This is a genomic window from Chryseobacterium gambrini (assembly GCF_027920505.1).
GTDB classification, from domain to species: domain Bacteria; phylum Bacteroidota; class Bacteroidia; order Flavobacteriales; family Weeksellaceae; genus Chryseobacterium; species Chryseobacterium gambrini.
The window spans coordinates 3,095,225-3,120,498 of record NZ_CP115857.1 but is presented as its reverse complement, the minus strand read 5'-3'; the positions used below and the strand labels follow the sequence as shown (position 1 = coordinate 3,120,498).

Annotated in this window: 27 protein-coding genes; 21 read left to right on the top strand and 6 right to left on the bottom strand. The window is 36.3% G+C overall.

Annotated features, from left to right (window positions below):
* Positions 1-131 precede the first annotated feature (131 nt).
* From PFY09_RS14250 to fabF, 16 genes are all read left to right on the top strand, one after another.
* Positions 132-701 carry a DUF4271 domain-containing protein gene (locus tag PFY09_RS14250; protein WP_108411598.1) on the top strand — a complete coding sequence of 190 codons (570 nt, stop codon included), beginning with the start codon at positions 132-134 and terminating at the stop codon, positions 699-701.
* Positions 702-713: 12 nt separating this feature from the next.
* Entirely contained in the window at positions 714-1,454 is a 741-nt protein-coding gene (locus tag PFY09_RS14245) for a uroporphyrinogen-III synthase (RefSeq protein ID WP_076391975.1), read from the top strand.
* 88 nt (positions 1,455-1,542) lie between these two features.
* Entirely contained in the window at positions 1,543-3,588 is a 2,046-nt protein-coding gene (locus PFY09_RS14240) for a S9 family peptidase (RefSeq protein ID WP_271160146.1), read from the top strand.
* Positions 3,589-3,597: 9 nt separating this feature from the next.
* Positions 3,598-3,795, top strand: coding sequence for a hypothetical protein (locus PFY09_RS14235; RefSeq protein WP_271160145.1), 198 nt, complete (start codon positions 3,598-3,600; stop codon positions 3,793-3,795).
* 10 nt (positions 3,796-3,805) lie between these two features.
* Positions 3,806-4,150, top strand: coding sequence for a hypothetical protein (locus tag PFY09_RS14230; RefSeq protein ID WP_076391546.1), 345 nt, complete (start codon positions 3,806-3,808; stop codon positions 4,148-4,150).
* Positions 4,151-4,357: 207 nt separating this feature from the next.
* The gene (locus PFY09_RS14225; RefSeq protein ID WP_116099430.1) at positions 4,358-5,905 is read left to right on the top strand and encodes a sensor histidine kinase; all 1,548 of its coding nucleotides are present in this window, start codon (positions 4,358-4,360) and stop codon (positions 5,903-5,905) included.
* 85 nt (positions 5,906-5,990) lie between these two features.
* Positions 5,991-6,677: a response regulator transcription factor gene (locus PFY09_RS14220; RefSeq protein ID WP_027380477.1), complete on the top strand. Its 687-nt coding sequence runs from the start codon at positions 5,991-5,993 to the stop codon at positions 6,675-6,677.
* 68 nt (positions 6,678-6,745) lie between these two features.
* Entirely contained in the window at positions 6,746-7,393 is a 648-nt protein-coding gene (locus PFY09_RS14215) for a hypothetical protein (RefSeq protein WP_271160144.1), read from the top strand.
* Between the two features lie 57 nt (positions 7,394-7,450).
* Complete coding sequence (locus PFY09_RS14210) at positions 7,451-8,092, top strand: hypothetical protein (protein ID WP_271160143.1); 642 nt, start codon at positions 7,451-7,453, stop codon at positions 8,090-8,092.
* 31 nt (positions 8,093-8,123) lie between these two features.
* The gene (locus PFY09_RS14205; RefSeq protein ID WP_268052454.1) at positions 8,124-8,495 is read left to right on the top strand and encodes a hypothetical protein; all 372 of its coding nucleotides are present in this window, start codon (positions 8,124-8,126) and stop codon (positions 8,493-8,495) included.
* A 110-nt stretch (positions 8,496-8,605) separates the two neighbouring features.
* Positions 8,606-11,293, top strand: a complete 2,688-nt coding sequence (locus PFY09_RS14200; protein ID WP_271160142.1) for a TonB-dependent receptor domain-containing protein — start codon at positions 8,606-8,608, stop codon at positions 11,291-11,293.
* 309 nt (positions 11,294-11,602) lie between these two features.
* Positions 11,603-12,469 carry a helix-turn-helix domain-containing protein gene (locus PFY09_RS14195; RefSeq protein WP_271160141.1) on the top strand — a complete coding sequence of 289 codons (867 nt, stop codon included), beginning with the start codon at positions 11,603-11,605 and terminating at the stop codon, positions 12,467-12,469.
* A gap of 79 nt (positions 12,470-12,548) precedes the next feature.
* The gene (locus PFY09_RS14190) at positions 12,549-12,968 is read left to right on the top strand and encodes an OsmC family protein (RefSeq protein WP_076391534.1); all 420 of its coding nucleotides are present in this window, start codon (positions 12,549-12,551) and stop codon (positions 12,966-12,968) included.
* A gap of 292 nt (positions 12,969-13,260) precedes the next feature.
* On the top strand, positions 13,261-13,866 hold the full coding sequence (locus PFY09_RS14185; protein WP_271160140.1) for a TetR/AcrR family transcriptional regulator: 606 nt from the start codon (positions 13,261-13,263) through the stop codon (positions 13,864-13,866).
* Positions 13,867-13,871: 5 nt separating this feature from the next.
* Positions 13,872-14,297: a PaaI family thioesterase gene (locus PFY09_RS14180; RefSeq protein WP_271160139.1), complete on the top strand. Its 426-nt coding sequence runs from the start codon at positions 13,872-13,874 to the stop codon at positions 14,295-14,297.
* Positions 14,298-15,539 carry a beta-ketoacyl-ACP synthase II gene (gene fabF, locus PFY09_RS14175; RefSeq protein WP_271160138.1) on the top strand — a complete coding sequence of 414 codons (1,242 nt, stop codon included), beginning with the start codon at positions 14,298-14,300 and terminating at the stop codon, positions 15,537-15,539.
* A gap of 176 nt (positions 15,540-15,715) precedes the next feature.
* On the opposite strand, the gene PFY09_RS14170 is transcribed toward fabF, so the two are convergent.
* The 3 genes from PFY09_RS14170 to msrB all read right to left on the bottom strand — a co-directional run bounded on the left by PFY09_RS14170 (position 15,716) and on the right by msrB (position 17,436).
* A complete protein-coding gene (locus PFY09_RS14170) occupies positions 15,716-16,474 on the bottom strand; it encodes a murein L,D-transpeptidase catalytic domain family protein (protein WP_271160137.1) in 759 nt (252 codons plus the stop codon).
* Positions 16,475-16,579: 105 nt separating this feature from the next.
* On the bottom strand, positions 16,580-16,978 hold the full coding sequence (locus PFY09_RS14165) for a DUF7079 family protein (protein ID WP_256039783.1): 399 nt from the start codon (positions 16,976-16,978) through the stop codon (positions 16,580-16,582).
* 14 nt (positions 16,979-16,992) lie between these two features.
* A complete protein-coding gene (gene msrB / locus PFY09_RS14160; RefSeq protein WP_108409118.1) occupies positions 16,993-17,436 on the bottom strand; it encodes a peptide-methionine (R)-S-oxide reductase MsrB in 444 nt (147 codons plus the stop codon).
* A gap of 141 nt (positions 17,437-17,577) precedes the next feature.
* Here msrB and PFY09_RS14155 point away from each other — a divergent pair, with 141 nt between their 5' ends.
* Genes PFY09_RS14155 through PFY09_RS14145 form a run of 3 tightly spaced genes read left to right on the top strand, consistent with a single transcriptional unit; the run spans position 17,578 to position 19,587 of the window.
* Positions 17,578-18,822: a DUF445 domain-containing protein gene (locus tag PFY09_RS14155; protein ID WP_271160136.1), complete on the top strand. Its 1,245-nt coding sequence runs from the start codon at positions 17,578-17,580 to the stop codon at positions 18,820-18,822.
* A 28-nt stretch (positions 18,823-18,850) separates the two neighbouring features.
* Positions 18,851-19,168, top strand: a complete 318-nt coding sequence (locus PFY09_RS14150) for a hypothetical protein (protein WP_256039785.1) — start codon at positions 18,851-18,853, stop codon at positions 19,166-19,168.
* 44 nt (positions 19,169-19,212) lie between these two features.
* Positions 19,213-19,587, top strand: a complete 375-nt coding sequence (locus PFY09_RS14145) for a hypothetical protein (RefSeq protein ID WP_116547688.1) — start codon at positions 19,213-19,215, stop codon at positions 19,585-19,587.
* Between the two features lie 87 nt (positions 19,588-19,674).
* Here the strand turns inward: PFY09_RS14145 and PFY09_RS14140 are convergent, their stop codons facing one another.
* The 3 genes from PFY09_RS14140 to PFY09_RS14130 all read right to left on the bottom strand — a co-directional run bounded on the left by PFY09_RS14140 (position 19,675) and on the right by PFY09_RS14130 (position 22,773).
* Entirely contained in the window at positions 19,675-20,712 is a 1,038-nt protein-coding gene (locus PFY09_RS14140; protein ID WP_271160135.1) for a quinone-dependent dihydroorotate dehydrogenase, read from the bottom strand.
* Between the two features lie 285 nt (positions 20,713-20,997).
* Positions 20,998-21,693: a pseudouridine synthase gene (locus PFY09_RS14135; protein ID WP_271160134.1), complete on the bottom strand. Its 696-nt coding sequence runs from the start codon at positions 21,691-21,693 to the stop codon at positions 20,998-21,000.
* Between the two features lie 24 nt (positions 21,694-21,717).
* On the bottom strand, positions 21,718-22,773 hold the full coding sequence (locus tag PFY09_RS14130; protein ID WP_271160133.1) for an alpha/beta hydrolase: 1,056 nt from the start codon (positions 22,771-22,773) through the stop codon (positions 21,718-21,720).
* Between the two features lie 153 nt (positions 22,774-22,926).
* Here PFY09_RS14130 and PFY09_RS14125 point away from each other — a divergent pair, with 153 nt between their 5' ends.
* On the top strand, positions 22,927-23,439 hold the full coding sequence (locus PFY09_RS14125) for a hypothetical protein (protein ID WP_271160132.1): 513 nt from the start codon (positions 22,927-22,929) through the stop codon (positions 23,437-23,439).
* Between the two features lie 265 nt (positions 23,440-23,704).
* Positions 23,705-25,246 carry a glycine--tRNA ligase gene (locus PFY09_RS14120; protein ID WP_271160131.1) on the top strand — a complete coding sequence of 514 codons (1,542 nt, stop codon included), beginning with the start codon at positions 23,705-23,707 and terminating at the stop codon, positions 25,244-25,246.
* Positions 25,247-25,274: the final 28 nt, after the last annotated feature.

Below are 25,274 nucleotides of genomic sequence, written 5' to 3'. Positions count from 1 at the left end.
AAAATAATCTATAATTTTGCAAAAAAATTCCGTTGCCGTTATCACAAACATTTATAAATCATGTAAGAATACCTGAAAATAACGATTGGGTAATCTTTATATTGCTGGGCTGTATCTTTTTATACCTTTTTATGATGAACGTCGTAGAAAGAGAAGCCAACCTGAAAGACTTTCTGCTTCAAAAATATTTTGATGCCAGTAACAACCTTCCGAGCTGGGTAATCACCTCCTGCGTTATTACACTTACGCTTTCGGTTCTGATCTCGCAGTACATTCCTGTTGTTCCCAAATATGTTGCCGATCTTCAGGTTTTGGGATATCAGCTTAATAAATTCGGGTTTTGCTTAATTGCGGTTATTCTTTTTTATGCAGTAAAATCAACTTTAGGATTTTTATTTTTCCAAAGCATTGGTGACGGAAAAAAATGGACTGTTTTTTATTTTACCTCTACAAAATTTTATTTTATCCTGTCTTTTTTGTTAATAATTTTATGTGTAACCCACTATTATTTCCCGATCGACAGAAATAAAATGTTTTTATATTACATTTTCTTTTTCTCTTTTGTATTCATTTTCAAGGTGTTTTTCTATTTATTTCATAAGAACAACATTTTACCCGAGAAATGGTATTATAAATTTTTGTATATTTGCACGCTCCAAATTGCACCCGTTTTGTTGCTTTGGAAACTATTGTTTTTTTAATAACTGTCAATGATGAGAATAAAGTCTATATTGGTTTCTCAACCAGCGCCAAGTGAGTCGTCTCCGTACCTGGAAATTGCAAAGAAGGAAAAGATAAAGATTGATTTCCGCCCTTTCATCCACGTCGAAGGAGTTGACAATAAAGAGCTTAGAACACAAAAGATCGATCTTACACAATATACCGGAATTATTTTCACGAGTAAAAATGCGATCGACCATTACTTCAGATTAGCTGAAGAGCTTCGTTTTTCGGTTCCTGATACGATGAGATACATCTGTCAGTCGGAAGCCATTGCGAACTATCTTCAAAAGCATATTGTATACAGAAAAAGAAAGATCAGCTTCGGGGAAAAGAATTTCTCGGACCTTCTTCCGCTGTTTAAAAAATTCCCGAGCGAAAAATATCTTTTGCCCTCATCAGATGTTTTAAGCCCGGATATTACCAAAACAATGGAAGCTTCTAATGTAGACTGGAAAAGAGCCATCATGTACAGAACGGTTTGCAGCGATCTTACAGATATTAATGTAAAAGATTATGATATGCTGATCTTCTTCAGTCCGCAGGGAATAAAGTCTTTACAGCAGAATTTTCCGGATTTCAAACAGGAAGAAACAAAAATCGGCGTTTTTGGCGCAACCACTTCAGCAGCAGCAGAAGAAGCAGGGCTAAAAGTAGATTTAATGGCTCCTACAAAGGAAACTCCGTCCATGACGATGGCTTTGGAAAAGTATATTAAAGCACTACACAAGTAAGTTTTAATACAAAAATATACAGGAACCGTCTTTTCTTACCGGAAAGATGGTTTTTTTTTAACTAAATTTGAACAAGAATTAATATTGAATGGAAGCTCCAAAGGCAAAAAAAATAGAAAAAATACTTGAAACACACGGTGATAAAAGGATTGACCCCTATTTCTGGCTCAACGAAAGAGAAAATCCGGAAGTGATAAAATATCTCGAAGAAGAAAATGTGTATGCAGATTTCATCATGAAAGATACAGAACCTTTTCAGGAGGAACTTTTTGAGGAAATGAAAGCCCGCTATAAAAAAGACGATGAATCTTTACCTTATTTCTTTAACGAATACTGGTATATCGTTCGTTATGAAGAGGGAAAAGAATATCCTATTTTCTGCAGAAAATACCAAAGTCTTGAAAACGAAGAAGAAATTATTCTGGACGTTAATGTTTTGGCAGAAGGTGAAAATTATTTTGAAGTAGGAAGCGTTGCTGTTTCTCCGGATAATCAATTGGCTTCATTTTCAACGGATAATGTGAGCCGAAGAATCTACACCATTAAATTTAAAAATTTACAGACAGGAGAAACTCTTGCTGATGAAATTGAAAACACCACAGGAAAAGCAGTCTGGGCAAATGATAACGAGCATATTTTCTACATCAGAAAAGATGAAAGCTTAAGAGCTTTTCAGGTGTACAGACATAAATTGGGAACAGATTCTTCGGATGATGTGCTGATTTTCCACGAAAAAGATGATACATTCGACGTTAATGTTTTCAAAACCAAATCTCTGGAATATATTTTCATTGCCAGTTCGAGTACCATTTCGGATGAGCACAGATTTATTCCTTCGGATGATGTTTTCGCAGACTGGACGATTATTCAGGCCAGAATAGATGATCTGGAATATTCGGTTGAACATTACGAAGATGAATTCTACATCATTACCAACGCAGACGATGCTTTTAATTTCAAAATTGTAAAGACAAAGATTAATAACTGCGGAATGGAAAACTGGGTGGATGTTATTCCGCACCGTCCGGAAGTTCTGCTGGAAGGTTTTGAGATCTTTAAAAACTATCTGGTTCTTGAGGAAAGAGAACAAGGTCTGTTACAGATTAAAATTATTGACGAAAAAACGCAGGAATCGCATTATCTGCCTTTTTCAGATCCTACTTATACCGCTTACATCGGAGTTAATCTGGAATTTGATACGGAAGTTCTACGTTACGGCTACACTTCTCTTACGCAGCCAAGTTCCACCTACGAATATAATATGAAGGAAAAAACCACAAAGCTTCTGAAACAACAGGAAGTTTTGGGCGGAAAATTCTTTGCCGAAAATTATATTTCCGAAAGAATCTGGGCAGATTCCAGAGACGGAGAAGCCAAAGTTCCTATTTCTCTGGTCTACCATAAAGACACCCCAAAATCTGCGGATACGCCTTTACTTTTATATGGTTATGGAAGTTACGGACATACCGTTGATGCGAGTTTTTCGAACGTGAGACTTTCTATTTTAGACAGAGGTTTTATTTATGCAATTGCCCACATCCGAGGCGGAGAATATCTGGGAAGAGAATGGTATGAAGACGGAAAAATGCTGTTCAAGAAAAATACATTCTTCGATTTTATTGATGCCGGAAAATTTTTAATTAAAGAAAATTATACTTCTTCAAAGCACTTGTACGCCATGGGCGGAAGCGCAGGAGGACTATTGGTGGGAGCAGTAATGAATTATGAACCTTCCCTGTTTAACGGAATTGTAGCACAGGTTCCTTTTGTGGACGTTGTAACGACCATGCTGGACGAAACCATCCCTTTAACGACAGGAGAATACGACGAATGGGGAAATCCGAATGACGAAGAATATTATCATTATATGAAAGAATATTCGCCGTATGATAATGTGGAAGCTAAAGATTACCCAAATCTTTTGATTACCACCGGATTGCACGATTCGCAGGTACAATATTGGGAGCCTGCAAAATGGACGGCAAAACTGAGAGAGCTGAAAACGGATGACAATATCCTGATTTTCAAAACAGACATGAGCGCAGGACACGGCGGAGCGAGCGGAAGATTTGAATCTCTGAAAGAAGATGCTTTGGAATATGCTTTCCTGATGAAATTAGAAAATAAATATTAAACCGATTTTATGACACTCCTGATTATTTTCTTTGGTCTTGCAGTGGTGTATTACCTTTTTCAGAAAAACAGAATCAACAGAATTGAAAAACAGGAATACCTCCGCGAAAGGAAGAATGAAAAATTCGAACAGCTTCTGGATCTCGCAAGAAAACAGGATGCGGCAACATCTGAAGAGCAGGACAAAAATAATAACACGGAGAATTGATTGATACATTATGATGAACGAAGCGGAACTATGGCAAAAAGTAGAGCAATTTTTCATTGAAAATTTCGATACGGAAAAAAATGCTCCGATAGAAACCTACCTTTTCCTGATCGGACTTCAGGAACTGGGAAGCGGACAGCAGAAATATACAAAAGATGATAAGGTGAATTTAATCCACATTGCAGTGTGCAGATTACTGGAGCCTTTCGGATATTATAAATTTTCGCATTACGACGACGATGGATATCCTCACTTCGATAAGCTGGAAGATCTTCCGGAACTGAAACCGAATGAGCAGCAGCTTTTGATGAAGAAAGCAATTATTCAGTATTTTCAGGACGAGGAAATACTTTAGCAATAAAAAAAATGGAGAGTAAATTTTTACTTTCCATTTTTTTTGCAATGACTTTTGTTGTACAACTAAGTTAAAATTTATAAAAAAATGTTAAATAACACCTTTTTAAGAAAAATTACACAATTTTATGGCGCGTTTTTTGTTTATCAAGTCATAAAATAATTAATTTTAACACTCATTATTTCAAAAACGATTAAAATAAAGTAAATGAATAATAAGTTCATCCCAATAATTTCGGTGTTTATGACAATTTCACTGATTGTCTTTGTTACGCTCCAGTTTTATTGGCTGAAAAATTATTACGGTGCACTGGAACAGGAGTTTTCCAATAAAGTGTATTCCGCATTGGAAAGTACTTCCAAAAACATGGAAGAAATTGAAGTAGATAAATATTTAAATATTGACAATAAAGATTTCAGAAACAATATTTTAGCAAACAGCGATCAGCCTACGTTAACGACGATTCAGCAGGTAGAAGATTCCGGAACGCAGAGACAGATCATTTACTCTAAAAATATTATTGAAAAAAGTCAGCTTCCGATTTCCAAACAGGGAGATTCCATCAAGCTTACAAAATTGTATTCTGACGAAGCTGCGTATAAAATAAAAAGAGATACGACCAATCGTGAAATTCTTACCGCAGACATTAATCAGGATTTAGAGAATGGAGATTACGCGATGAAAGAATATGCGAAGATTATAGGAAATAATTTACCGATCAGCAAAAGAGTTGATGCAAAAATTTTAGATTCTGTTATTACCAAAGAATTAAAAATCAGAGGAATCAGCGCGAAATTCGGCTATGGAATTATTGATAAGAATAATAATCTTACCAAAGTTTTTAATAAAGATTATAAGGAGAAAAAAGACAACAATACGTATAGTTATCCGCTTTTTACGGATCAGAAAGAAAGAACACTTTACAGTCTCGCTCTGGTATTTCCAAAGAAAGATTATTCTTTAGCCATGAACAACTGGCCGATGCTTTTGGGAACTTTTCTTTCGCTTCTTACCATTTTAGGAATTTATATTATTTCCATTAATTATATGATGAGGCAGAAAAAACTGGCGGAAGTGAAAACGGATTTTATCAACAATATGTCTCATGAGTTTAAAACTCCTCTGGCAACAATTTCTGTGGCAACAGATTCTTTGGCGAATGATAAGATTGCAACCAATCCGGAAAAGGTAAAATACTATTCGGAACTGATTAAGCAGGAAAATCTGAGGATGAAAAAGCAGGTGGAAAACGTTCTGAATATGTCTAAACTTGAACGTAATGAAGTGAAATTATTCCTGAAAGAAACCAATGTAAGAGAACTCATCAGAAGAACGGCGGAATCTTTCAGCCTTATTGTAAAGCAGAGAAACGGTACACTGAGAGAAGAATTTAATGCAACGAATTATAATTTTAAAATTGATGAATTCCACATCTCGAATATGCTGGTAAATCTTTTGGACAATGCCAATAAATATTCGCCGGAAACGCCTGAAATCTCTATTAAAACAAGAAATGAAGGACATTTTTATGTAATTGAAGTTTCAGATAAAGGAATGGGAATGGAAACCCAGAATAAAACGAAAATTTTCGAAAAATTCTTCAGGGAAGAAACAGGAAATATTCATAATGTGAAAGGACAGGGTTTAGGACTTTCCTATGTTAAAAAGATTGTGGAACTCCATAAAGGACAGATTATTGTAGATTCACAAAAAGGAAAAGGAAGTACGTTTACAATAAAGCTTCCGATGGCATAGATAAAAATTTAACCAATAAACAAATATTAGAAAAGAGGAGAATGACTTGTTCATTCAAAATTATTAACGATTAATAGTTAAAACTATGAGCAACAGAATATTATTAGTAGAAGACGATCAGAGTTTTGGGGCAGTGCTGAAGGATTATTTAACGATAAATAACTTCGAAGTTACTCTTGCTACAGACGGAGAACAGGGGTTGAAAGAATTTACGGAAAATGAATTCGATATCTGTATTTTCGATGTGATGATGCCTAAAAAAGACGGTTTTTCATTAGCAGAAGACGTAAAAAAGATAGATAAAAATACACCGATCATTTTCTTAACTGCAAGAAATATGAGAGAAGACATATTGAAAGGATATCAGTTGGGAGCTGATGATTACATTACAAAACCATTTGATACAGAGCTTCTTTTATATAAAATTAAAGCAATTCTTCAGAGAAGTTCCACGTTGGAAAATGAAGAGCAGGAACAGTTCAAGATCAGCAATATTTTCTTTGATTCTATGCTGAGACAACTGAGAGTTGGCGATAACGAATACAAGCTTTCTCCAAAAGAAAACGAATTGCTTAAACTTCTTTGCATCCACAGAAACGATTTCATGCCGAGAGACTTGGCGTTGAGAAAGATTTGGAAAAAAGAAAACTATTTTACGGCAAGAAGTATGGACGTTTATATTGCTAAACTTCGTAAACTTCTGAAAGACGACGAAGGACTGGAAATCATCAACGTACACGGAGAAGGATTCAGACTTTTGGTTAAGAATTAATTCTAAAATATCACTATTATTATAAAATTGGCAAAGCATTTAAAAATGTTTTGCTAATTTTGTTTTATATGAAAAATACATTGTTAGGCATACTTGCCATTTCTATATTTACTGTATCGTGTAAGAAGGATGAGAGAGCTACTTATCTTAAAGAAGAAACCGGAGTTCAGCAAGCTCCTGTAGCGGTTAATCAGACTCCTAAAGCTTCTATTCTGGATCAGGCGGGAATTAAAACAACAACAGGATCGGGAACTTCCACCGTTACTTCTCCCGGAATGAATCCGCCACACGGTCAACCCGGCCACAGATGCGATATCCCGGTCGGACAGCCATTAAATTCGGCTCCTGCACAACCTCAACAGGGAACTCAGAATGTTGCGGTAAATGCTCCGCAGGGACAGACCATTCAGATTGATCCGAATTCTCTGAAACCCGGAAAATTTTCCGTAGACCAAAGCGGAAAAGCAAAAACCGTAAAAACTCCGAAAGGGATGAATCCGCCTCACGGAGAACCGGGACATCGATGCGATATTCCAGTAGGACAACCTTTGAACAGTAAACCGACTCCGGTTCAGCAGCCTGTACAGCAAAATATAACACAAAACGCTCCCGCTCCGGCTCCGACACCGGCTCCAACAGGTCCGAAGCCGGCGGTAAATCCTCCGCATGGAGAGCCTTGGCATGACTGTGCGAAGAAAGTTGGAGAAGCCCTGTAAGAATTATGCTTATTTACGAAGCCAACCGGAACAGAAACTATTCATGAAGATTTTCTGATGAATAGTCTTGATCGATGTGTTAAGCCACATCATCATAACTTTTTTGGTCTTGAATATCATGTCTCCGTAACATTGCGAGACAAGACGTTTCTTCCCTGTGTGACTTTAAGACATCTAGGAAAAGCGATAAAATTACAGTTTGAAAGATTGCACAAAACATATTATTCAGGAGTAACCAACAGAAACCAATTACCTCAGGATTACGTTCAAAAAGGGATTATTGAAGGCTTGATAGTTCAAGACAATACAGTTTCTCTGTCAGATATTGAGAAGATCGAAAAGTGTAAATATTCTTTTCCCGAAGAATTTCAGAAAAAATTCAGTTTTTACCCCACCCATTACTTTCTTGCTCAATTTGGTGACGGAAGTTTTGAAAATTTTCGTGGCTCCGAAACAGGATTCTATGAGGTACCCGCTAACAGAGATCTGGAAGATATTGTAGAAATATTTAATTCAACTTTAATACTCGAAAACGAAGATATTATTGAATTAAAAAACTATATGGATTGGAAAAAAAACGAGAAAGAGTTTAAAAGAATTCATTTGGGAAAACCTTTTTTCGCCTGCTATTTTGGAGGATATGAAGAAAAAGATTTTGAAGATAAGTTAGCCAAAATCCGAATTAATTTTAGAGAATAACCATCATCATTAACATTTTTCCTACCTTTGTATGGTGAAATTTATTCAACTTTTATCCATTATCTTTTGTCTGGGAATTTTTTTAGTTCCTAAAGACAGTTTCTATGCACAGAATATGCAGGAAAACTGTTGCAAAAAAGATTCTGAAATGAGCTGCTGTAAAAAAGATCACTCCCAAAATTCCAAAAACAATCATCACGAAAAAGAGCAGAAATCAAATTGTAACGACGATTGCTGTTCAACGTGTTTAGCCTGTTATACTTTTATAGAAACTCCTTTTTCCAAGAGTTTACAGTTAGAATATTCGTATTACAAATCGAATAAAAATTTACAGTTCGAATATTCTGATCCATACCTTTCAAGCCGTTTAAAAGAAATCTGGCAGCCGCCAAAAATAGCTTAATTAAAAATAATGTTACTAAACATTGATTTACCAGCATCAGAATGACTGGTTATCGACCTGATGTTTACCTTGCAGCATTAAAGCTTTAATTAATCTAAATTTTAAACAAAATGAAATTATATATTTCCAGGATTATTCTTGGTGTATTCTTATTATCCGTACAATGTACTTTTGCCCAGAATCTTTCTAAAAATCAGTTCAAAGTAAAAGGAAACTGTGAGATGTGCAAAGAAAGAATCGAAAATACTGCTAAGAAAGCAGGTGCAAAAACAGCAACCTATTCAATTGATTCACAGACATTAATTATTGAAACAGACAACAATGCTTCTTCTGAAGAAATCTTAAAAAAAATCGCAGAAGCAGGTCATGACAATGAAAAATTCAAAGCCTCTGCTGAAACGTATGAAGCTCTTCCGGGATGTTGTCATTACGACAGAAATTTACAGCCACAAACAATTGATAATCATGAAAATCATGCTAAAAAAGAGAATGAATTTTATGTAAAAGGCAATTGTGAATCCTGCAAAGTAAGAATTGAAAAAGCCGCCAAAGATGCAGGAGCAAAATTCGCAGAATGGGATGCCGAAAGACAAATTGTAACGCTGAATTTTGATTCGAATAAAACATCATCAGACAAAATTTTAAAGAAAATTGCGGAAGTTGGTCATGATAATGAGAAGTATAAATCCAGCGACAACACGTATAAAAATCTGCCTTCATGCTGTCTGTATGACAGAGAAATTCCTTTCGGAGAAGCGAATCCTAAAGTTCATACGGAAGAAGGCAATTCTTCAGAACACACCGACCACAGTGATCATCATGAAGCGGGTGAAAATCACAGCAGTCATGAAAAAAATATTGAAGGCGTTACGGTAACCGCATCAAAAGCAGCAACGTCTTTAAACAAAAAAGAAGCAGGACTGGTTTTTAATATTGATAAAAAAGAACTCCTGAAAGCTGCCTGCTGTAACCTTTCTGAAAGTTTTGAAACTAACGCAACGGTTGATGTTTCTTTCAGCAATGCGGTTACAGGAACAAAGCAACTGAAAATGTTAGGTCTAGATCAGAAATACACGAGCCTGACAAAAGAACTACTGCCCGAAATCCGCGGCTTGGCTTCTGCTTACGGACTGAATTTCATTCCCGGACGATGGATTGAAAGCATTCAGCTTACCAAAGGCGGAAGTACTGTGACGAACGGTTACGAAAGCATTACAGGACAAATAAATACAGAATTGCTGAAAAATGCCGAAAAGCCGGAGACTTCACTGAATTTATTTTCAGATTTTAACGGAAGAGCGGAAGCCAATATCACCAGTGTTTCGTCCATCAATAAAAAATGGTCGCAGACATTTTTACTGCACGGAAACGGAACTTTCGGAGATACGGATATGAATGATGATGGATTTCTGGACAGACCGAAAGGAGCACAGTTAAACGCAGCTTATTTATTGAATTACAATGATTTGGACAACTCAGGATTGGGTTCGCATTTTGGAATTAATTTCATCAAAGACGAAAGAACTTCGGGACAGATCGGGTTTGACAAAAAAATACCACAGGAAAAGCAGTCGCTGTACGGAGTTGGAATTGACATCTCCAGATTTCAGGTCTGGAATAAAACAGGCTATGTTTTTAAAGGAAAACCCTACCAGAGCCTGGGCTGGATGAACCAATACACTTTTCATCAGCAGGACAGCTTTTTCGGACTGAGAAATTATTCCGGAAAGCAGCAGACGTATTATTCCAATTTAATTTTTGAAAGTATTTTGGGAAATACCAATCATAAATACAAAGCCGGAGCGAGCTTCATGTATGATGGATATGACGAAACATACTTAAGCTCAACCATCAAAAGAAACGAGATAGTTCCGGGAGCTTTTGCGGAATATACTTTAACAGGTTTAAAATACACTTTAGTTGCCGGAGCGAGAGTAGACTTTCATAATCTTGCCGGAACGCAGTTTACACCGAGACTGAATTTTAAATATGATTTTACCCCGCAGACGATTTTGAGACTTTCCGCAGGAAGAGGTTTCAGAACAGCCAATATTTTTGCCGAAAGTCAGCAGTATTTCGCATCCAACCGATCGATTCAGATTTTGCAGAACGGAGGGAATATTTACGGTTTAAGACCTGAAATTGCTTGGAATTACGGAGCCAGTTTACAGCAGGAATTCAAACTTTTCGGAAGAAAATCTACCGTGGTAGCCGATTTTTTCAGAACAGATTTTCAGAATCAGGTGATGGTGGATCTGGACCGGTCTCCTCAACAATTAACTTTCTATAATCTTAACGGAAAGTCTTTTGCCAATTCTTTCCAGACTCAGTGGGATTTTATCCCTTTCAAAAATTTTGAAGTGAGACTGGCTTACAAATATTACGATGTTCAGGCAGATTATCTGGATGGAAGACGTGAAGTTCCTTTCATGGCAAAACACAGAGGTTTTGTGAATTTTGCCTATTCTACCAACAAAAACACTAAAGGCGGATTCTGGAGTTTCGACACCACACTGAATGCAGTCGGAAAACAGAGACTTCCCAATACTTCATTGAATCCTGCGGAATTTCAGCTTCCTTCCTATTCCGAATCCTATGCGGTTTTAAATGCACAGATCTCAAGGAATTTCAATAAGAAAATCAGGGCGTATCTTGGAGGAGAGAATTTAACTTCCTATTATCAGAAAAATGCCATTGTTGATGTTAAAAATCCTTTCGGAAATTATTTTGACGGCGGAATGGTGTATGCTCCGATCATGAAAGCTAATTTTTATGTGGGACTGGATGTTACTTTTTAAGTTTGAGATTTTGAGGGTTCTAGCGTTAGTGAGTTGTAGTAGTAAGCCAAAAACCAGAATTAATATTATTTGCACTTAGTTTAAACCATTAAGATTTCTGTTAAGAAGTTTAGAATATTAAGATGAGCTTCGCTTTTTTAGTTTTATCATTATTAAAATCAATTTGATTTTCTAAACTAAACTTAACCACTTAAATCCTCTTAATGGTTCAGAAAATCCAGCAATCAAGTTTATATCATTAAGCATGGTTTCAATAATTTAATAGTGTTGGAATCATGCTTTTTTGTACATTTATAGGAAAGCAAAAGGATGTCGCAAACACTTATCTTTGAAGACCAGTACAAGAAACTGGGATTCGAAACTTTTTCCGAAAACAATCTGCACGATTTTAAAGACAACAAGTACAAATCTGAAATTAAAATTTTCTATATTCCTGCAGGATACGACCTGTCTGTAGATTTCAGGAATTATAAAACAGAAAGTCCTGCCTTATTTTTTCTGACGAATCAGCATCTGCAAATTGAAAAAGGAAGCGACGAATCGCATATGATCTATTATAACCGCGATTTTTACTGTATTCAGATTCATGATAAGGAAGTCGCCTGCGACGGACTGCTTTTTCATAATGTGTTTGAAATTCCTTTTGTTGAGCTCGATGTCGAAGAAAATTCTGCAATTCAACATTTATTTCAAAACATTAAAAACGAACTGGAATGGAAAGATTCTTCCGCAGAAGAAATGATCCGAACCTACGTTAAACAAATTATCATCCGCGCCACCATAAAATGGAAAAAGCAGAATCTCAATAATGATGAAATAAAAATTCCGGCACACGAACTGGATATCTTTCGGGATTTCAGCCGTTTGCTTGAACTTCATTTCCGGGAAAAACATAATGTGGCTGATTATGCAGAACTGCTTCATATTTCTCCAAAGACACTCACGCATAAATTTAAAAATTTAAATCTGGAATCTCCTAACCAGTTCATCATCGGCAGAATTTTACTGGAAGCCAAAAGGCTTTTATTTTATACCGATAAACCGATGAAAGAAATTGCTTACGATCTGGGCTACGAAGATCCGGCTTATTTCAACCGTCTTTTCACCCAAAAAATCGGAAGTACCCCTGCAAATTTCAAAAAAAATTACAATTCGGGAAAAAAGTACAATAGTTAGTTCTTTTTGTGTATTTATCTGGAACGAAATCTGCAATACCTTTGTCACATCAAAATAACAATATTAAAACAAAAACATTATGAGACGTAACGCAACAGCCGTTTGGAACGGAACTATTAAAGAAGGAAAAGGACATCTTACGACACAAAGCACCACTTTAAACCAGACTCAGTATTCATTTAACAGCCGATTTGAAGACGGAGTGGGAACAAATCCTGAAGAATTACTGGCAGCGGCTCACGCAGGTTGTTTCACCATGAAATTAAGTGCAGAACTTTCTCAGGCAGGCTATACTCCGGAAGAATTAACGACAAAATCTGTTATTACTTTGGATCCGAGCGCAGGAAAAATTACAAAATCTGAATTAACGTTAACAGCTAAAGTTCCCGGAATTTCAGAAGAAGAATTCCAGAAATATGCAAAAATCGCAGAAGAAGGTTGTCCTGTAAGTGCAGCTTTCAATTTCGAAATTACTTTGGAAGCTACTTTGGCTAACTAAGAATTTGACCATTAAGATTTTATTTAAAAAGTTTAGATTAATTAAGCTCTTCACGTAAATTATTTAAAATCTTAATATCAACATGAATAGGAACGGGCTTCAGCCCGTTTTTTCATTCAAAAAATAAATCATAAGGCTTTAGCCAATATTTTAAAAATAAAATATTCAACTTATTTAATCTAAACTTATTAACAGAAATCTTAGTGGTTTAATGTAAACGAATACATTTAATCTTATTATAAAATATACCGATTGGTATATTTTTGTATCTTTGCAGGAATTCAGCAGAAAAATGTCAAAAGCAGAAAAGACAAAACAATTCATCATTGAGAAAACCGCCTCTTTGTTTAATACCAAAGGGTATACCTCTACATCCCTTTCAGACATTACAAAAGTGACAGGTTTAACCAAAGGAAGCATTTACGGAAACTTTGAAAACAGAGATAAAGTGGCTCTTGAAGTATATCAGTTCAATGCAGGAATGCTGAAGAAAAATATGCAGAGATCTTTTGGTGAAGAATATCCTACGATGTTTGCCAAACTGTATGCTTTTATTGCATTTTACAGAAAAAACTGGAAAATTGTCTTCCAAAACGGCGGCTGTCCGCTAATGAATGCAGCGACAGAATGTAGTGACTCCTTTCCGGAACTTAGAAAGAAAGTACGGCATTCTTTTGAGGACTGGATAAAAACCATCTCAAATATTATCATTGAAGGGCAAAAAAGCGGAGAATTCAAGCCTGAAATTAATGCTGAAGAATTTGCCTCAATATTCGTGATGATGATTGAAGGCGGAATTCTTTTATCCAAAACCACAGAAGACGAAAAATATCTCAATATCGCTTTAGACAGGATTTTAGAGGTTATCGACAAAGAAATTAAACAAAATATCTCATAATTCATATGGATAAATTACAAATCATAAAATCATTCATCGGAAAAGAGTTTACAGCATCTCCTTCCCCATTTATGAAATGGCTGAATCCTGTTGTTCTTTCGGCAGAAGAAGGAAAATTGGAATTCCAATATAAAGTAAGGCAGGAATGGCTGAACCCGATGGGAAATCTTCACGGCGGAGTTACCGCAGCCATTTTTGATGATGTTATCGGAGCCACCATGTTCTCTTTAAACGAAAAAAACTTTATCGTAACCATAAATAACAGCATCGATTATTTTTCAACAGCAAAAGAAAATGATAATATTGTAGCTGAAACGAAAATCATCAAAAGAGGAAAGCAGTTTGTAAACGCAGAGTGCGAAATCTGGAATGCAGATAAAACGCGCTTAATTGCAAGAGGAACCTCTAATTTATTCAAAATCAGCAATTAAATGAAAAGAGTTGTCATTACAGGACTTGGCGCAGTAACGCCTTTAGGAAATAATGTTGAAGAATTCTGGAACAACAGCATCAACGGTGTTAGCGGAGCCAACAAAATAACCCACTTCGATACAGAAAAATTTAAAGTTCATTTTGCCTGTGAGGTTAAAAATTTTGATCCAAAAGTTCATTTAACACATAACGAAATCAAAAGAAGCGATCTTTTTTCCCAATACGCGATGTATTCCACAGCGGAAGCTTTAAAAGATTCCGGATTAGAGCTTGAAAAAATGGATCCTTTCGACACCGGAGTAATCTGGGGAACCGGACAGGGTGGAATGTGGACTTTCGAGAGTGAAGTGATGGAATTTACCAAAGGAGACGGAACGCCAAGATTCAATCCTTTCTTCGTACCTAAATTTATTGCCAACATGGCTTCAGGAATGATTTCAATGAAATTCGGACTTCAGGGAATCAATTACACAACGATTTCTGCATGTGCTACAGGAAATACCGCACTGATGGATGCTTTTAACTACATCAGATTAGGAAAAGCCAAAGTAATTGTGAGCGGCGGTTCTGAAGCTGCGATAACTCCCGCTTCCATTGGAGGTTTCTCGATTATGAAAGCCATGTCTACAAGAAATGATGATTTTGTCACCGCAAGCCGCCCTTATGATGCAGAACGAGATGGCTTTGTGATGGGAGAAGGCGCAGGAGCCTTAATTCTTGAGGAATACGAACACGCTAAAGCAAGAGGCGCAAAAATTTACGCAGAATTGGTGGGAGCAGCAATGACAGCCGATGCGTATCACATGACGGCACCTCATCCCGATGGAGTCGGAGCCATTAAAGCGATGCAACTGGCTTTACAGGAAGCAGGAATCAACACCGAAGATATTGATTATGTTAATCCTCATGCCACTTCTACTCCAATGGGAGATTTGGTAGAATTAAACGGAATCAATAAATTATTTAAAGGAAGTAAAAATCTTGACATCAGTGCTACAAAATCCATGACGGGACATTTGCTGGGAGCTGCCGGAGCTGCGGAAGCCATTCTTTCAATCAAAGCGATTGAAAAAGGAATTATTCCGCCGACGATTAATCTTCACAATATTGATGAAAACATTCCTAAAGATTTAAATATTGTTTTTGGAGAAGCGAAAGAAAAGAACATCAATTATGCATTGAGTAATGCTTTTGGTTTCGGAGGACACAATGCCACGTTGATTTTTAAGAAGTTTTCTTAAGCTTTTTGAATAAATCTCTAGCAGATCTTACTGATTGAGTTGATATTGGCGTATAAAAAGGCTGTATTAACTGAGAGAAAATACTATTTCGTAGATTCTTTCTTCGTCAGAATGACAACTATAATGGAAAAATTTAATACAATAAAAAAAGCAGTCAAATCCGACTGCTTTTTCTGTTATGCTTTCAACCACTCCGATTTGGAAAGGTAATTCTCATCCGGATAATAAATAAAAAGAAGATTTCTTCCTTTTATGGTATTAATGATCGGTTTTGTTAAATTTCTCGGAACGGCTGGACAACCCCAACTTCTGCCGATTCTTTTATGCATTGCGGCAAATTCTTCGCTTACATAATCTGCACCGTGCATAACGATAGCTCTTCTGTAGGCTGCATCATTAAATCCTTTGTCCATTCCAAGTAATCTAAGAGAATAGCCGTTGTCGCCGTCATACGTTGCATCGGTAATATAAAATCCTAAGCTGCTCTGCAACGAACTTTCCGTGTTAGAAAAATTCGTAGCAAATTCTTCGCCTGTATTTTTTCCGTGTGCCACCAATGAGTTAAACAATACTTTTTTCTCATTCATGTCAATTACCCAAAGTCTTTTTGTGTTCGAAGACATAGAAAAATCGCATACCGTAAGTAAATGCGAATCCCCGTTAAGCAAACCTGCTTTCTTCATATTTTCAAAACCTGTTACTGCTTTGAAAAAAACCTCCTCATTAAGTTCGTGTCCCTGCTCGAAAACAATAGATCTGTATAATTCTTCTGATGAACTTACTGCTTTTTCTGCAGATTTCTCAGATTTCGTGTCGGCTAATCTTACAATTTTTGTTGTACTGATTTCATTCTTTTCGATTGCCTTTTTTGGAGACAAATAGAATGAAGTAGTAACGATGTAAGCTGCACCTAATAAGCTATACAATGCTTTCATTCACTATTTCACTATTATGTTAAATCCAATTGAGTCAGCAAATGTATAAAACATAATTAGGGTAAGCGCAATAACTCCACAAAGTTTAACGCAATTTAAGAAATTTTAACTACCAGATAATGAGCTACTTCTTATTTTATTATATAGATATTCAATCTCATCCCAATATTCTTCATTGATGTCTTTATATACCATATAAACCCATTCAACAGCCAGTAAATCTAAAGGTTTTTTTGATTCTATCCACTCTATAATACCATTTATAATGATCCTTTCATCAAACGCAAACCATTCGCCTGCAGGAAGCAGCAAATTTGAAAAAAGTACAGGAAAAACTTCATACTTATTAATTTTTTTCACCTCATCAAAAGTATACGAGCTTTGGGATATTGTGGTAGCTATATATTTTAAATGAAAATCCTGTTTTAATTCCGTATCCAAATACAGATCAGATAATGCAATCCAAATAGGTTTCCGTTCATCAAAATTAATAACTTCTTTCATAGCTCATCATAATATTATTTTTCAGAATCTGCAACAAATTCCAGACTTATGGAATTCATACAGTAGCGTAATCCTGTTGGTTGAGGACCATCATCGAAAACGTGTCCTAAGTGGGAATCGCATCTTTTACAGAGTACTTCTACCCTTTCCATTCCATAGGTAGTATCTCTTTTGTAATACACTCCTTCTTTATCTGCTTCAAAAAAACTTGGCCAGCCGCAACTGCTAGAAAATTTCGAAGTGGAACGGAATAAATGGTTTCCGCACACCGCACAGTAATATTCTCCCAATTCATCAAATTCATTGTATTTTCCGGTGAATGGTCTTTCCGTTGAGGCTTCTCTGGCAATGGCATATAAATCCGGAGACAGGATTTTTCTCCATTCTTCATTGGAAATATCGAGTTTTGAAGTATCTGTTCTGGAGTAGTATGGATTGTTTTTTGCTTGGTTTTCCATAGAATTTTAAATATTTTTTATCAAAGACAAAATGTAAGCATCAAAACCGGTGCCTTTGAGAAATGAAAATAACGAATTAAAAATTTTTACAACAATATTAACAGGTGAAATTTCACAACCAAATTTACTAAATTTGAGCATATGAATGATGAAGCCAAAAGAAAACAGCTCAGAAAATACAAAGCATTTGCCACAGGATTATTTGTGTTGATGGCAGTTCTGTTTATCGGGACTACCCTATTGCAAAAAACCATAGACTCGCACTGGATAGGTTACGTTCGTGCATTTTCCGAGGCGGCAATGGTGGGAGCTTTGGCAGACTGGTTTGCCGTAACAGCCCTTTTCCGCCATCCGCTTGGTTTACCGATTCCGCACACCAATCTTATTGAAAACAGCAAACAGAAACTGGGAGACAATCTGGGAAATTTTGTCGTAACTAATTTTCTTTCTCCGGAAAACATCAGACCTTATATCCAGAAATTAAAAATCTCGAATTTTGTGGGAGAATGGCTCGGAAAAGAAAAAAATCAGGATGTTTTGCTTAAAAACCTTTCGGATATTGTTCTGGATATTTTAAATAAGCTCGACGATTCGGAAGTAAGCCGTTTTATCAGCAAAAAAGTGTCTGAAATGACCGATAACATCAAACTGAACGCCATTTTAGGCAGCGGAATCAACTATCTTTTAGACAAAAACGATCATCAGAGGATTATTACCAATCTTTCTTCTCAGATTAAAAATTACATCGCTGAAAATGATGAAATGATTAAAGACCGCGTGAAAAAAGGAAGCTATACTTTTATCCCGGCTTTTGTGGATAATAAAATTGCTGATAAAATTACCTCCGGACTTTCTGACTTTTTTAAAGAGATTGAACAAGATCCGAACCACGAAATACGAAATCTGATCACCCAGAAAATCTACGATTTCTCCAATGAACTCAAACAAGATCCGAAATGGGAAGAGGAATTTAAAAATATTAAAAATGATCTTCTTAAAAATGACAAGCTGAATGAATATTCCAACGACATCTGGATTTCCATTAAAAATACGTTAACGAAAGAACTTCAGGACGATGAATCTTCATTAAAGAAATATTTATCTAAAAATCTGAATGAATTTTCACAGAATTTAAAAAATGACGAAAATTTTCAGAAAAAAATCGACGACTGGGTTCGTGTTACCGCTTACAAATATATTCTTAAAAATACCCATCAATTCGGAAACCTCATCAGTTCTACCGTCGGAAACTGGCAGGGAAAAGAATTAAGCGAAAAGCTGGAGCTGGAAGTAGGAAAAGATCTTCAGTTCATCCGTGTGAACGGAACGATCGTGGGTGGTTTGGTGGGGCTGATTATTTATACGATTGCGCATTTTTTCTTGTGAACATTTTAAATTAAGTTACAATCAAACCATGAAAAAAACACTCTCACTGTTATTTTCTTTAAGCCTAACATTTTTACTTTGCCAGAAAATTGAATTAAAAAAAGTAATAGATTCTTCTCAAATTTTCAAAGGAAAGATTGCCGGAAATCCTGTCACAATGCAGTTGAGCTATGATGGAATTATCGATTGTCATCAGTATCAGCATTTTGTGAAAGGTTGGTATTATTATGATAAATACAAAAAGAAAATTCCCTTAACGGGAGTTTATGATTTGGCTAATTTACATCTTTATAATTTTGGAAGTCAACAAGATAAAAAATTCAAAAATTTTGAAATTCAACATTAAAAAAACATCGGGCTCATTTTACAATTTGACTGTAGATGTGAAAAATGCTTCAATTACAAAGTCAAGATAAAAAATTAACATATTTTATATTTTTTTTGTTTTTCTTATTGAAAGAAAAGAGTATTTTCGAGATTGATAAATATCTCATTAATATGAAAAAATTATTAAATGGAGCAACTCCATTATCAAGAAAAGCTCTAAAAGAAATAACAGGTGGATTAACAAATTTAGTAGTATATGATCCTGACAACAATTATTGTCAAAGTGCACTTGAAATTGTTCCTGTAGGATGTCCTTGTAATTCTAAAAGTATTTGCCCACAAAGATTCGGACCAGGTGCTGTAGGAAATAATTCAGGACCAGTTACATTAGCGGGCGCATGCATTAATGGTGTTTGTGCAGGTTCTGTGAATCCTTAAGTAAAACTTTCAACTACTAAACAGTAGTTTTTGAATTACTGTTTAGTAAAAAAGTTTATTATACTTCTATATTTTTATCGTTTCAACTTATCTTGGTAAACGACCCGCTCTCGTCAAAATTTCCTTATTAATATCTTGAATCAATTCCGGACCTTCATAGATGAAACCTGTGTACAACTGAACCAACGTTGCTCCTGCATCCAGCTTTTCAAGCGCATCTTTTGCAGAATGAATTCCACCCACTCCGATGATCGGGAATGCTCTGTTGCTTTTATCAGACAGATATTTGATCATTTTTGTACTTCTTTCACGAATAGGTTTTCCGCTAAGACCGCCGTTTCCGATTTCCGCTAAAACTTCAGGTGACGTTTTCAGACCTTCCCGGTTCACGGAAGTATTGGAAACTACAATTCCGTCGATCTTTGTTTCTGCAATCAGTTCAATGATTTCATCTAATTGATTGTTATTTAGATCCGGAGCAATTTTCAGCAGAATTGGTTTCTGTACAGATTTCGACTGGTTGATTTTTTTCACTTCCGTAATCAGTTCACGAAGGTAATCTACATCTTCCAGTTTGGCGTGGCTTCCTACGTTCGGACAGCTTACATTCAGCACAAAATAATCTACGTAAGGATGAAGCCCTTCAAAACATTCCAGATAATCCTGCGTGTAATTTTCGGGAGAAGTATTCGTATTTTTTCCGATGTTACCCCCGATGATAATTTTTCCTTTGTTGCCTTTCAGTTTTTCAATCGCTGCTTCCAGACCGTCGTTGTTGAAGCCCATCCGGTTGATAATTCCGCCATCTTCAATTAAACGAAACAGTCTTTTCTTAGGATTTCCCGCCTGAGCTTTCGGCGTTACGGTTCCAATTTCTACAAATCCAAAACCAAGATCTCCCAATTCATTGAACAAAACTGCATTTTTATCGAACCCGGCTGCCAAACCAACAGGATTTTTAAATTTCAAGCCAAAAACTTCTCTTTCCAGACGTTTGTCTTCAATAGGTTTTGGAAAAAATAATTTGGTAAGAAATCCGAAATTTTTAAGCATCGAAAAAGTAAAATGGTGTACTTCTTCAGGATCGAATTTGAAAAGAATCGGACGAATGAGCGATTTGTACATTGAAAAAAAGTTTTACAAAAATACTCATTTTAAAATTAATGTCCGGTTAACGTATGATATTTTATAGAAAATGTATTATAAACAATATCTATAAAACATAAGATCTGTGTAATGTGCTAATCTACGATCGTTTGTTAAATTGCTTTCAGGAGCTATTTCCCGCTTTCCATTGCAATCTTTTTTTTCAAAAAAGGATTTTCATTACAATCGGGGCTAAACCTCGGTCATTAATTTAAATGTGAGAAGTCTTCACAAAGTTTGTCATGCTGATGGAAGTTTAAGAAATTAAGAATATGCGCTCAAATCCAGTTTCAAAATATCCCCTACTTTTTTGAAATCATCATCTATTGTAGCATTTACCGTAATTCTTTCGTTGGAAAAAGGATGATTAAAAATTAACTGATGGGCGTGAAGCGTCATTTTATTAATATCAAAGGTTTGAAGCCACAATTTATTCTGTTTGTTGCAGCCATGTTTTCGGCAGCCCAAAATCGGGTGTAAAATATGTTTAAAATGCTTTCTCAACTGATGAAATCGTCCCGTTTCGGGGATAGCTTCTACCAGACAATATCTGGAAGTCTGATGTTTTAAAAAAGGCAGATCGATCTCTGAAGTCTGCAGACGGCGATAGTATGTTATTGCATTTTGCGTAATTTCGTTTTCGTTAACCAGATCGTAATCGATTGTTTCCTCTTCTTTCGTCCAGCCTCGCAGAATAGCAATATATTTTTTTTCAACCCTTTTTTCCTCAAACTGAGTACTCATGATTCTCAGCGTTTCTTTATCTAAAGTGAACAGCAAAACACCCGAAGTTTTCCGGTCTAAACGATGGACAGGATACACTTTTTGCCCGATCTGCTTTCTCAGTTCCTGAATCGCATACGTATCGGCTTCTCCCGAATAAAAAGATTTATGAACCAACAATCCGCTGGGTTTGTTGATGGCGATAAGATGTTCGTCGTGATAAAGAATTTCTAACATCCGGCAAAAGTAGATGTTTTATGCTTATTCTTCAAACTTAAGATGTGTATTAAAAAACGGCAGCATCTGATTTTCAATTCTTCCGTTTTCTTTGCTTACTTCGCTTCCGTGCGTTCCTATGTATTCCTCAGCTTCATGTTTTATACCGAGTATTTCCAGTGTTTTGCTGAAATTCAGGCAGCTTGGCGGAATGTGTTTCAGCTCGTCGTTTCTACCCCAGTCAAATTTTATGGCTTTTAATTTTTTCAGATTTTCATATTGTGAAAAAGGCAGTTCTGAAGTGGAATTCCTGTTCATTTCGTCTAAAATGGCTGAATTAATCCTTAACTTTTCACCTTCAAAAGAAAATGGAAGATCTGCAAAAAAGGGAGCTTTATTTTTATTTCCGTTGTAAGCTCTTGCGATGGCAAAGACAATATTTAACCTTGCATTTTCCGGTTTGGATACATCCTGAATGTTTTTAATTTGATCAGCATTTTTATAGAGTTCCATTTCTGAAAGTGCAAAGAAACGGGCGTCTAAAATTCCGGGGGACAGTGCATACACAGAAGAAAAAACTTCGGGATGAAGTATGGCATTTCTCAGCGCTCCGTTTCCGCCCATGGAATGCCCTGAAATTCCGCGGCTGTCTTTATTTGCTATTGTTCTGTAATTTTTATCAATAAAACCGACCAACTCAACAGACGTAAAATCTGACCAGTTTCCTGAAGATTTTGAATTGGCGTAAAAACTTCCTTTAAAAACGGTACTTTCATCGGGCATAACAACGATAACGGGTTTTATCTTTTTTGAATAAATCGCCCGATCAAAAATATGATTGATCTTATCGTTGCTCACCAGCAAACTGTCGCTCCAGAAAAAACCGTGTAAAAAATAAATAACGGGATATCTTTTGGAGGATTTTTCATAATCCGGCGGAAGATAAACGGTTACTCTTCGTTTAGGATTTTCTCCGGCGCTATTCTGTAATGTTTTAGCAGTAATATAGGTTGTAACGATCTTTCCCTCTGAAATTTTCTGCGCAAAAAACAAATGACTTACCAAAAGAAAAACGGCAATTAATAATCCTGATTTTTTCATGATTCAATTTTGATAAAGCAAATTACGATAAATTGTCTCAAATTAAGACAATAATAATTAAAATGATTTCATCCCTCTGATATTGAAAAAAATTAACATTTTAAATTCTTTTGATAAAAGAGAGAATCTTTATTTTCGCGCAAATTTTTAACTATGAAAAAGCTATTATTTACTTTACTGCTGAGTATTTTTCCATTAATTTCTTTTGCCCAGAATTCAGATTCATTGAAGTTGGGAAAATCCAACAGGGAATTTTTCATCAAAGGGGATCAGAAATTTAAATTTTCCGAGTATAAAAAAGTGTTCACCAATCCTGAAGCGCTGAGCTATATGAAGAAAGCAAACACGAACAGTACGGTTTCTCAGATTTTCGGAGCGATTGGCGGTGGTTTTATCGGTTTCGGATTAGCAAAACAGATATTACGCACCAAAACAGCTTATCACAATGGCGTAGCTTACGAAGTAAAAGATAAAAGCGGTTGGGGATTGGTAGGAATCGGAGCAGGATTTGTGGGAATCGGGATTCCTTTCGCGATCAGTTCCGGAAAAAATCTGAAGAAAGCTATTGATACGCAAAACCAGAATCCGGAAGGCGGAGAAGCAAAAACCGCTTCTTACAGGTTAGACATCACAGGAAACAGCATCGGATTATCCTACAATTTCTAAGATATACAAGAGCAGTTTTTACGACTGCTTTTTTTATGCTGTTCTTAGTAGTCCTGATTGAACGGCATGTCTGAGCTCTTTTTCTGTTTTCAGCGCGGCGGCGGAGCCGCGCTGAAAACAGAAAAAAGCGAGTAGTGAAAGCAGGTTCCCGACTCCTGAAAATTAAAAATGTAAATATTTGCTGTCTATTGACGGCTTTTTTTATTGAATTTCATGGAATTGGGATTCAAATTCATATTTTTGCACTTTCAGACGTTAAAAAATTATGGCAAAGCAAGAAGATGTTTTCAAGAAAGTGATTTCTCACGCTAAAGAATATGGTTTTATTTTCCCTTCGAGTGAGATCTACGATGGTTTATCCGCTGTTTATGATTATGGACAAAACGGAGCCGAGTTAAAAAATAATATCAAGCAATACTGGTGGAAAGCGATGGTACAGCTTAACGAAAATATTGTGGGTATTGATTCGGCAATCCTGATGCACCCGACTACATGGAAGGCTTCGGGGCACGTAGACGCTTTCAACGATCCATTGATTGATAATAAGGATTCTAAGAAACGTTTCAGAGCAGACGTTTTGGTGGAAGATTACTGTGCTAAAATTGAAGATAAGGAGAACAAGGAGATTGAAAAAGCAGCGAAAAGATTCGGTGAGGCTTTTGATAAAGAGCAGTTTGTGGCAACGAATCCAAAAGTTTTGGAATACAGAGCCAAAAGGGAAGCAATCCTTTCCAGACTGGCAAAATCTTTAGAAAATGAGGATCTTGCTGATGTAAAAGCGTTAATTGAAGAGCTGGAAATTGCTGATCCGGATACCGGTTCTAAAAACTGGACGGAGGTAAGACAGTTCAACCTGATGTTCGGGACTAAATTAGGTGCTTCTGCAGATTCTGCGATGGATCTTTATTTAAGACCGGAAACTGCGCAGGGAATTTTCGTTAATTTCCTGAATGTACAGAAAACATCCCGTCATAAACTGCCTTTCGGTATTGCACAGATCGGAAAAGCGTTCAGAAACGAGATTGTTGCAAGACAGTTTATCTTCAGAATGCGTGAATTCGAACAGATGGAAATGCAGTTTTTCGTAGCTCCGGGAACAGAACTTGAATTCTACGAGCAATGGAAGCAAAAGCGTCTGAACTGGCATTTGGCTTTAGGTTTGGGTGACGAAAATTACAGATTTCATGATCATGAAAAACTGGCTCACTACGCGAATGCTGCCGCGGATATTGAATTTAATTTCCCTTTCGGTTTCAAAGAACTGGAAGGTATTCACTCAAGAACGGATTTCGATTTAAAAGCGCATGAAGAATTCTCAGGCAGAAAACTTCAGTTCTTCGATCCGGAAAGAAACGAAAACTATGTTCCGTATGTGGTGGAAACTTCGGTTGGTTTAGACCGATTGTTCTTGGCTTTATTCTCTCATTGTTTAAGAGACGAAGTTTTGGAAGATGGTTCCGAGAGAACGGTTTTATCTTTACCTCCGGCTTTAGCGCCAATTAAAGCAGCGATTCTTCCGTTAATGAAAAGAGATGGTTTGGCAGAATACGCAGAGAAAATTTTCAACGATCTGAAATATGATTTCAACTTATTCTACGAAGAAAAAGATGCAATCGGAAAACGTTACAGAAGACAGGATGCAATTGGAACACCTTACTGTATTACGATCGACCATGACTCTTTAACGGATCACACGGTGACGATAAGAGACAGAGACACAATGCAGCAGGAAAGAGTTCCGGTTTCAGAGTTGAGAAGAATTATTGACGAAAAGACAAGTTTCAGAAATTTACTTTCTAAAATATAGACCGAAAGCCTTGAGAAATCAGGGCTTT

Coding starts and splice junctions, on each gene's coding strand:
- PFY09_RS14250 (WP_108411598.1), top strand. CDS start 132: ATGATGAACGTCGTAGAAAGAGAAGCCAACCTGAAAGACTTTCTGCTT.
- PFY09_RS14245 (WP_076391975.1), top strand. CDS start 714: ATGAGAATAAAGTCTATATTGGTTTCTCAACCAGCGCCAAGTGAGTCG.
- PFY09_RS14240 (WP_271160146.1), top strand. CDS start 1,543: ATGGAAGCTCCAAAGGCAAAAAAAATAGAAAAAATACTTGAAACACAC.
- PFY09_RS14235 (WP_271160145.1), top strand. CDS start 3,598: ATGACACTCCTGATTATTTTCTTTGGTCTTGCAGTGGTGTATTACCTT.
- PFY09_RS14230 (WP_076391546.1), top strand. CDS start 3,806: ATGATGAACGAAGCGGAACTATGGCAAAAAGTAGAGCAATTTTTCATT.
- PFY09_RS14225 (WP_116099430.1), top strand. CDS start 4,358: ATGAATAATAAGTTCATCCCAATAATTTCGGTGTTTATGACAATTTCA.
- PFY09_RS14220 (WP_027380477.1), top strand. CDS start 5,991: ATGAGCAACAGAATATTATTAGTAGAAGACGATCAGAGTTTTGGGGCA.
- PFY09_RS14215 (WP_271160144.1), top strand. CDS start 6,746: ATGAAAAATACATTGTTAGGCATACTTGCCATTTCTATATTTACTGTA.
- PFY09_RS14210 (WP_271160143.1), top strand. CDS start 7,451: ATGAATAGTCTTGATCGATGTGTTAAGCCACATCATCATAACTTTTTT.
- PFY09_RS14205 (WP_268052454.1), top strand. CDS start 8,124: ATGGTGAAATTTATTCAACTTTTATCCATTATCTTTTGTCTGGGAATT.
- PFY09_RS14200 (WP_271160142.1), top strand. CDS start 8,606: ATGAAATTATATATTTCCAGGATTATTCTTGGTGTATTCTTATTATCC.
- PFY09_RS14195 (WP_271160141.1), top strand. CDS start 11,603: ATGTCGCAAACACTTATCTTTGAAGACCAGTACAAGAAACTGGGATTC.
- PFY09_RS14190 (WP_076391534.1), top strand. CDS start 12,549: ATGAGACGTAACGCAACAGCCGTTTGGAACGGAACTATTAAAGAAGGA.
- PFY09_RS14185 (WP_271160140.1), top strand. CDS start 13,261: ATGTCAAAAGCAGAAAAGACAAAACAATTCATCATTGAGAAAACCGCC.
- PFY09_RS14180 (WP_271160139.1), top strand. CDS start 13,872: ATGGATAAATTACAAATCATAAAATCATTCATCGGAAAAGAGTTTACA.
- fabF (WP_271160138.1), top strand. CDS start 14,298: ATGAAAAGAGTTGTCATTACAGGACTTGGCGCAGTAACGCCTTTAGGA.
- PFY09_RS14170 (WP_271160137.1), bottom strand. CDS start 16,474: ATGAAAGCATTGTATAGCTTATTAGGTGCAGCTTACATCGTTACTACT.
- PFY09_RS14165 (WP_256039783.1), bottom strand. CDS start 16,978: ATGAAAGAAGTTATTAATTTTGATGAACGGAAACCTATTTGGATTGCA.
- msrB (WP_108409118.1), bottom strand. CDS start 17,436: ATGGAAAACCAAGCAAAAAACAATCCATACTACTCCAGAACAGATACT.
- PFY09_RS14155 (WP_271160136.1), top strand. CDS start 17,578: ATGAATGATGAAGCCAAAAGAAAACAGCTCAGAAAATACAAAGCATTT.
- PFY09_RS14150 (WP_256039785.1), top strand. CDS start 18,851: ATGAAAAAAACACTCTCACTGTTATTTTCTTTAAGCCTAACATTTTTA.
- PFY09_RS14145 (WP_116547688.1), top strand. CDS start 19,213: ATGCTTCAATTACAAAGTCAAGATAAAAAATTAACATATTTTATATTT.
- PFY09_RS14140 (WP_271160135.1), bottom strand. CDS start 20,712: ATGTACAAATCGCTCATTCGTCCGATTCTTTTCAAATTCGATCCTGAA.
- PFY09_RS14135 (WP_271160134.1), bottom strand. CDS start 21,693: ATGTTAGAAATTCTTTATCACGACGAACATCTTATCGCCATCAACAAA.
- PFY09_RS14130 (WP_271160133.1), bottom strand. CDS start 22,773: ATGAAAAAATCAGGATTATTAATTGCCGTTTTTCTTTTGGTAAGTCAT.
- PFY09_RS14125 (WP_271160132.1), top strand. CDS start 22,927: ATGAAAAAGCTATTATTTACTTTACTGCTGAGTATTTTTCCATTAATT.
- PFY09_RS14120 (WP_271160131.1), top strand. CDS start 23,705: ATGGCAAAGCAAGAAGATGTTTTCAAGAAAGTGATTTCTCACGCTAAA.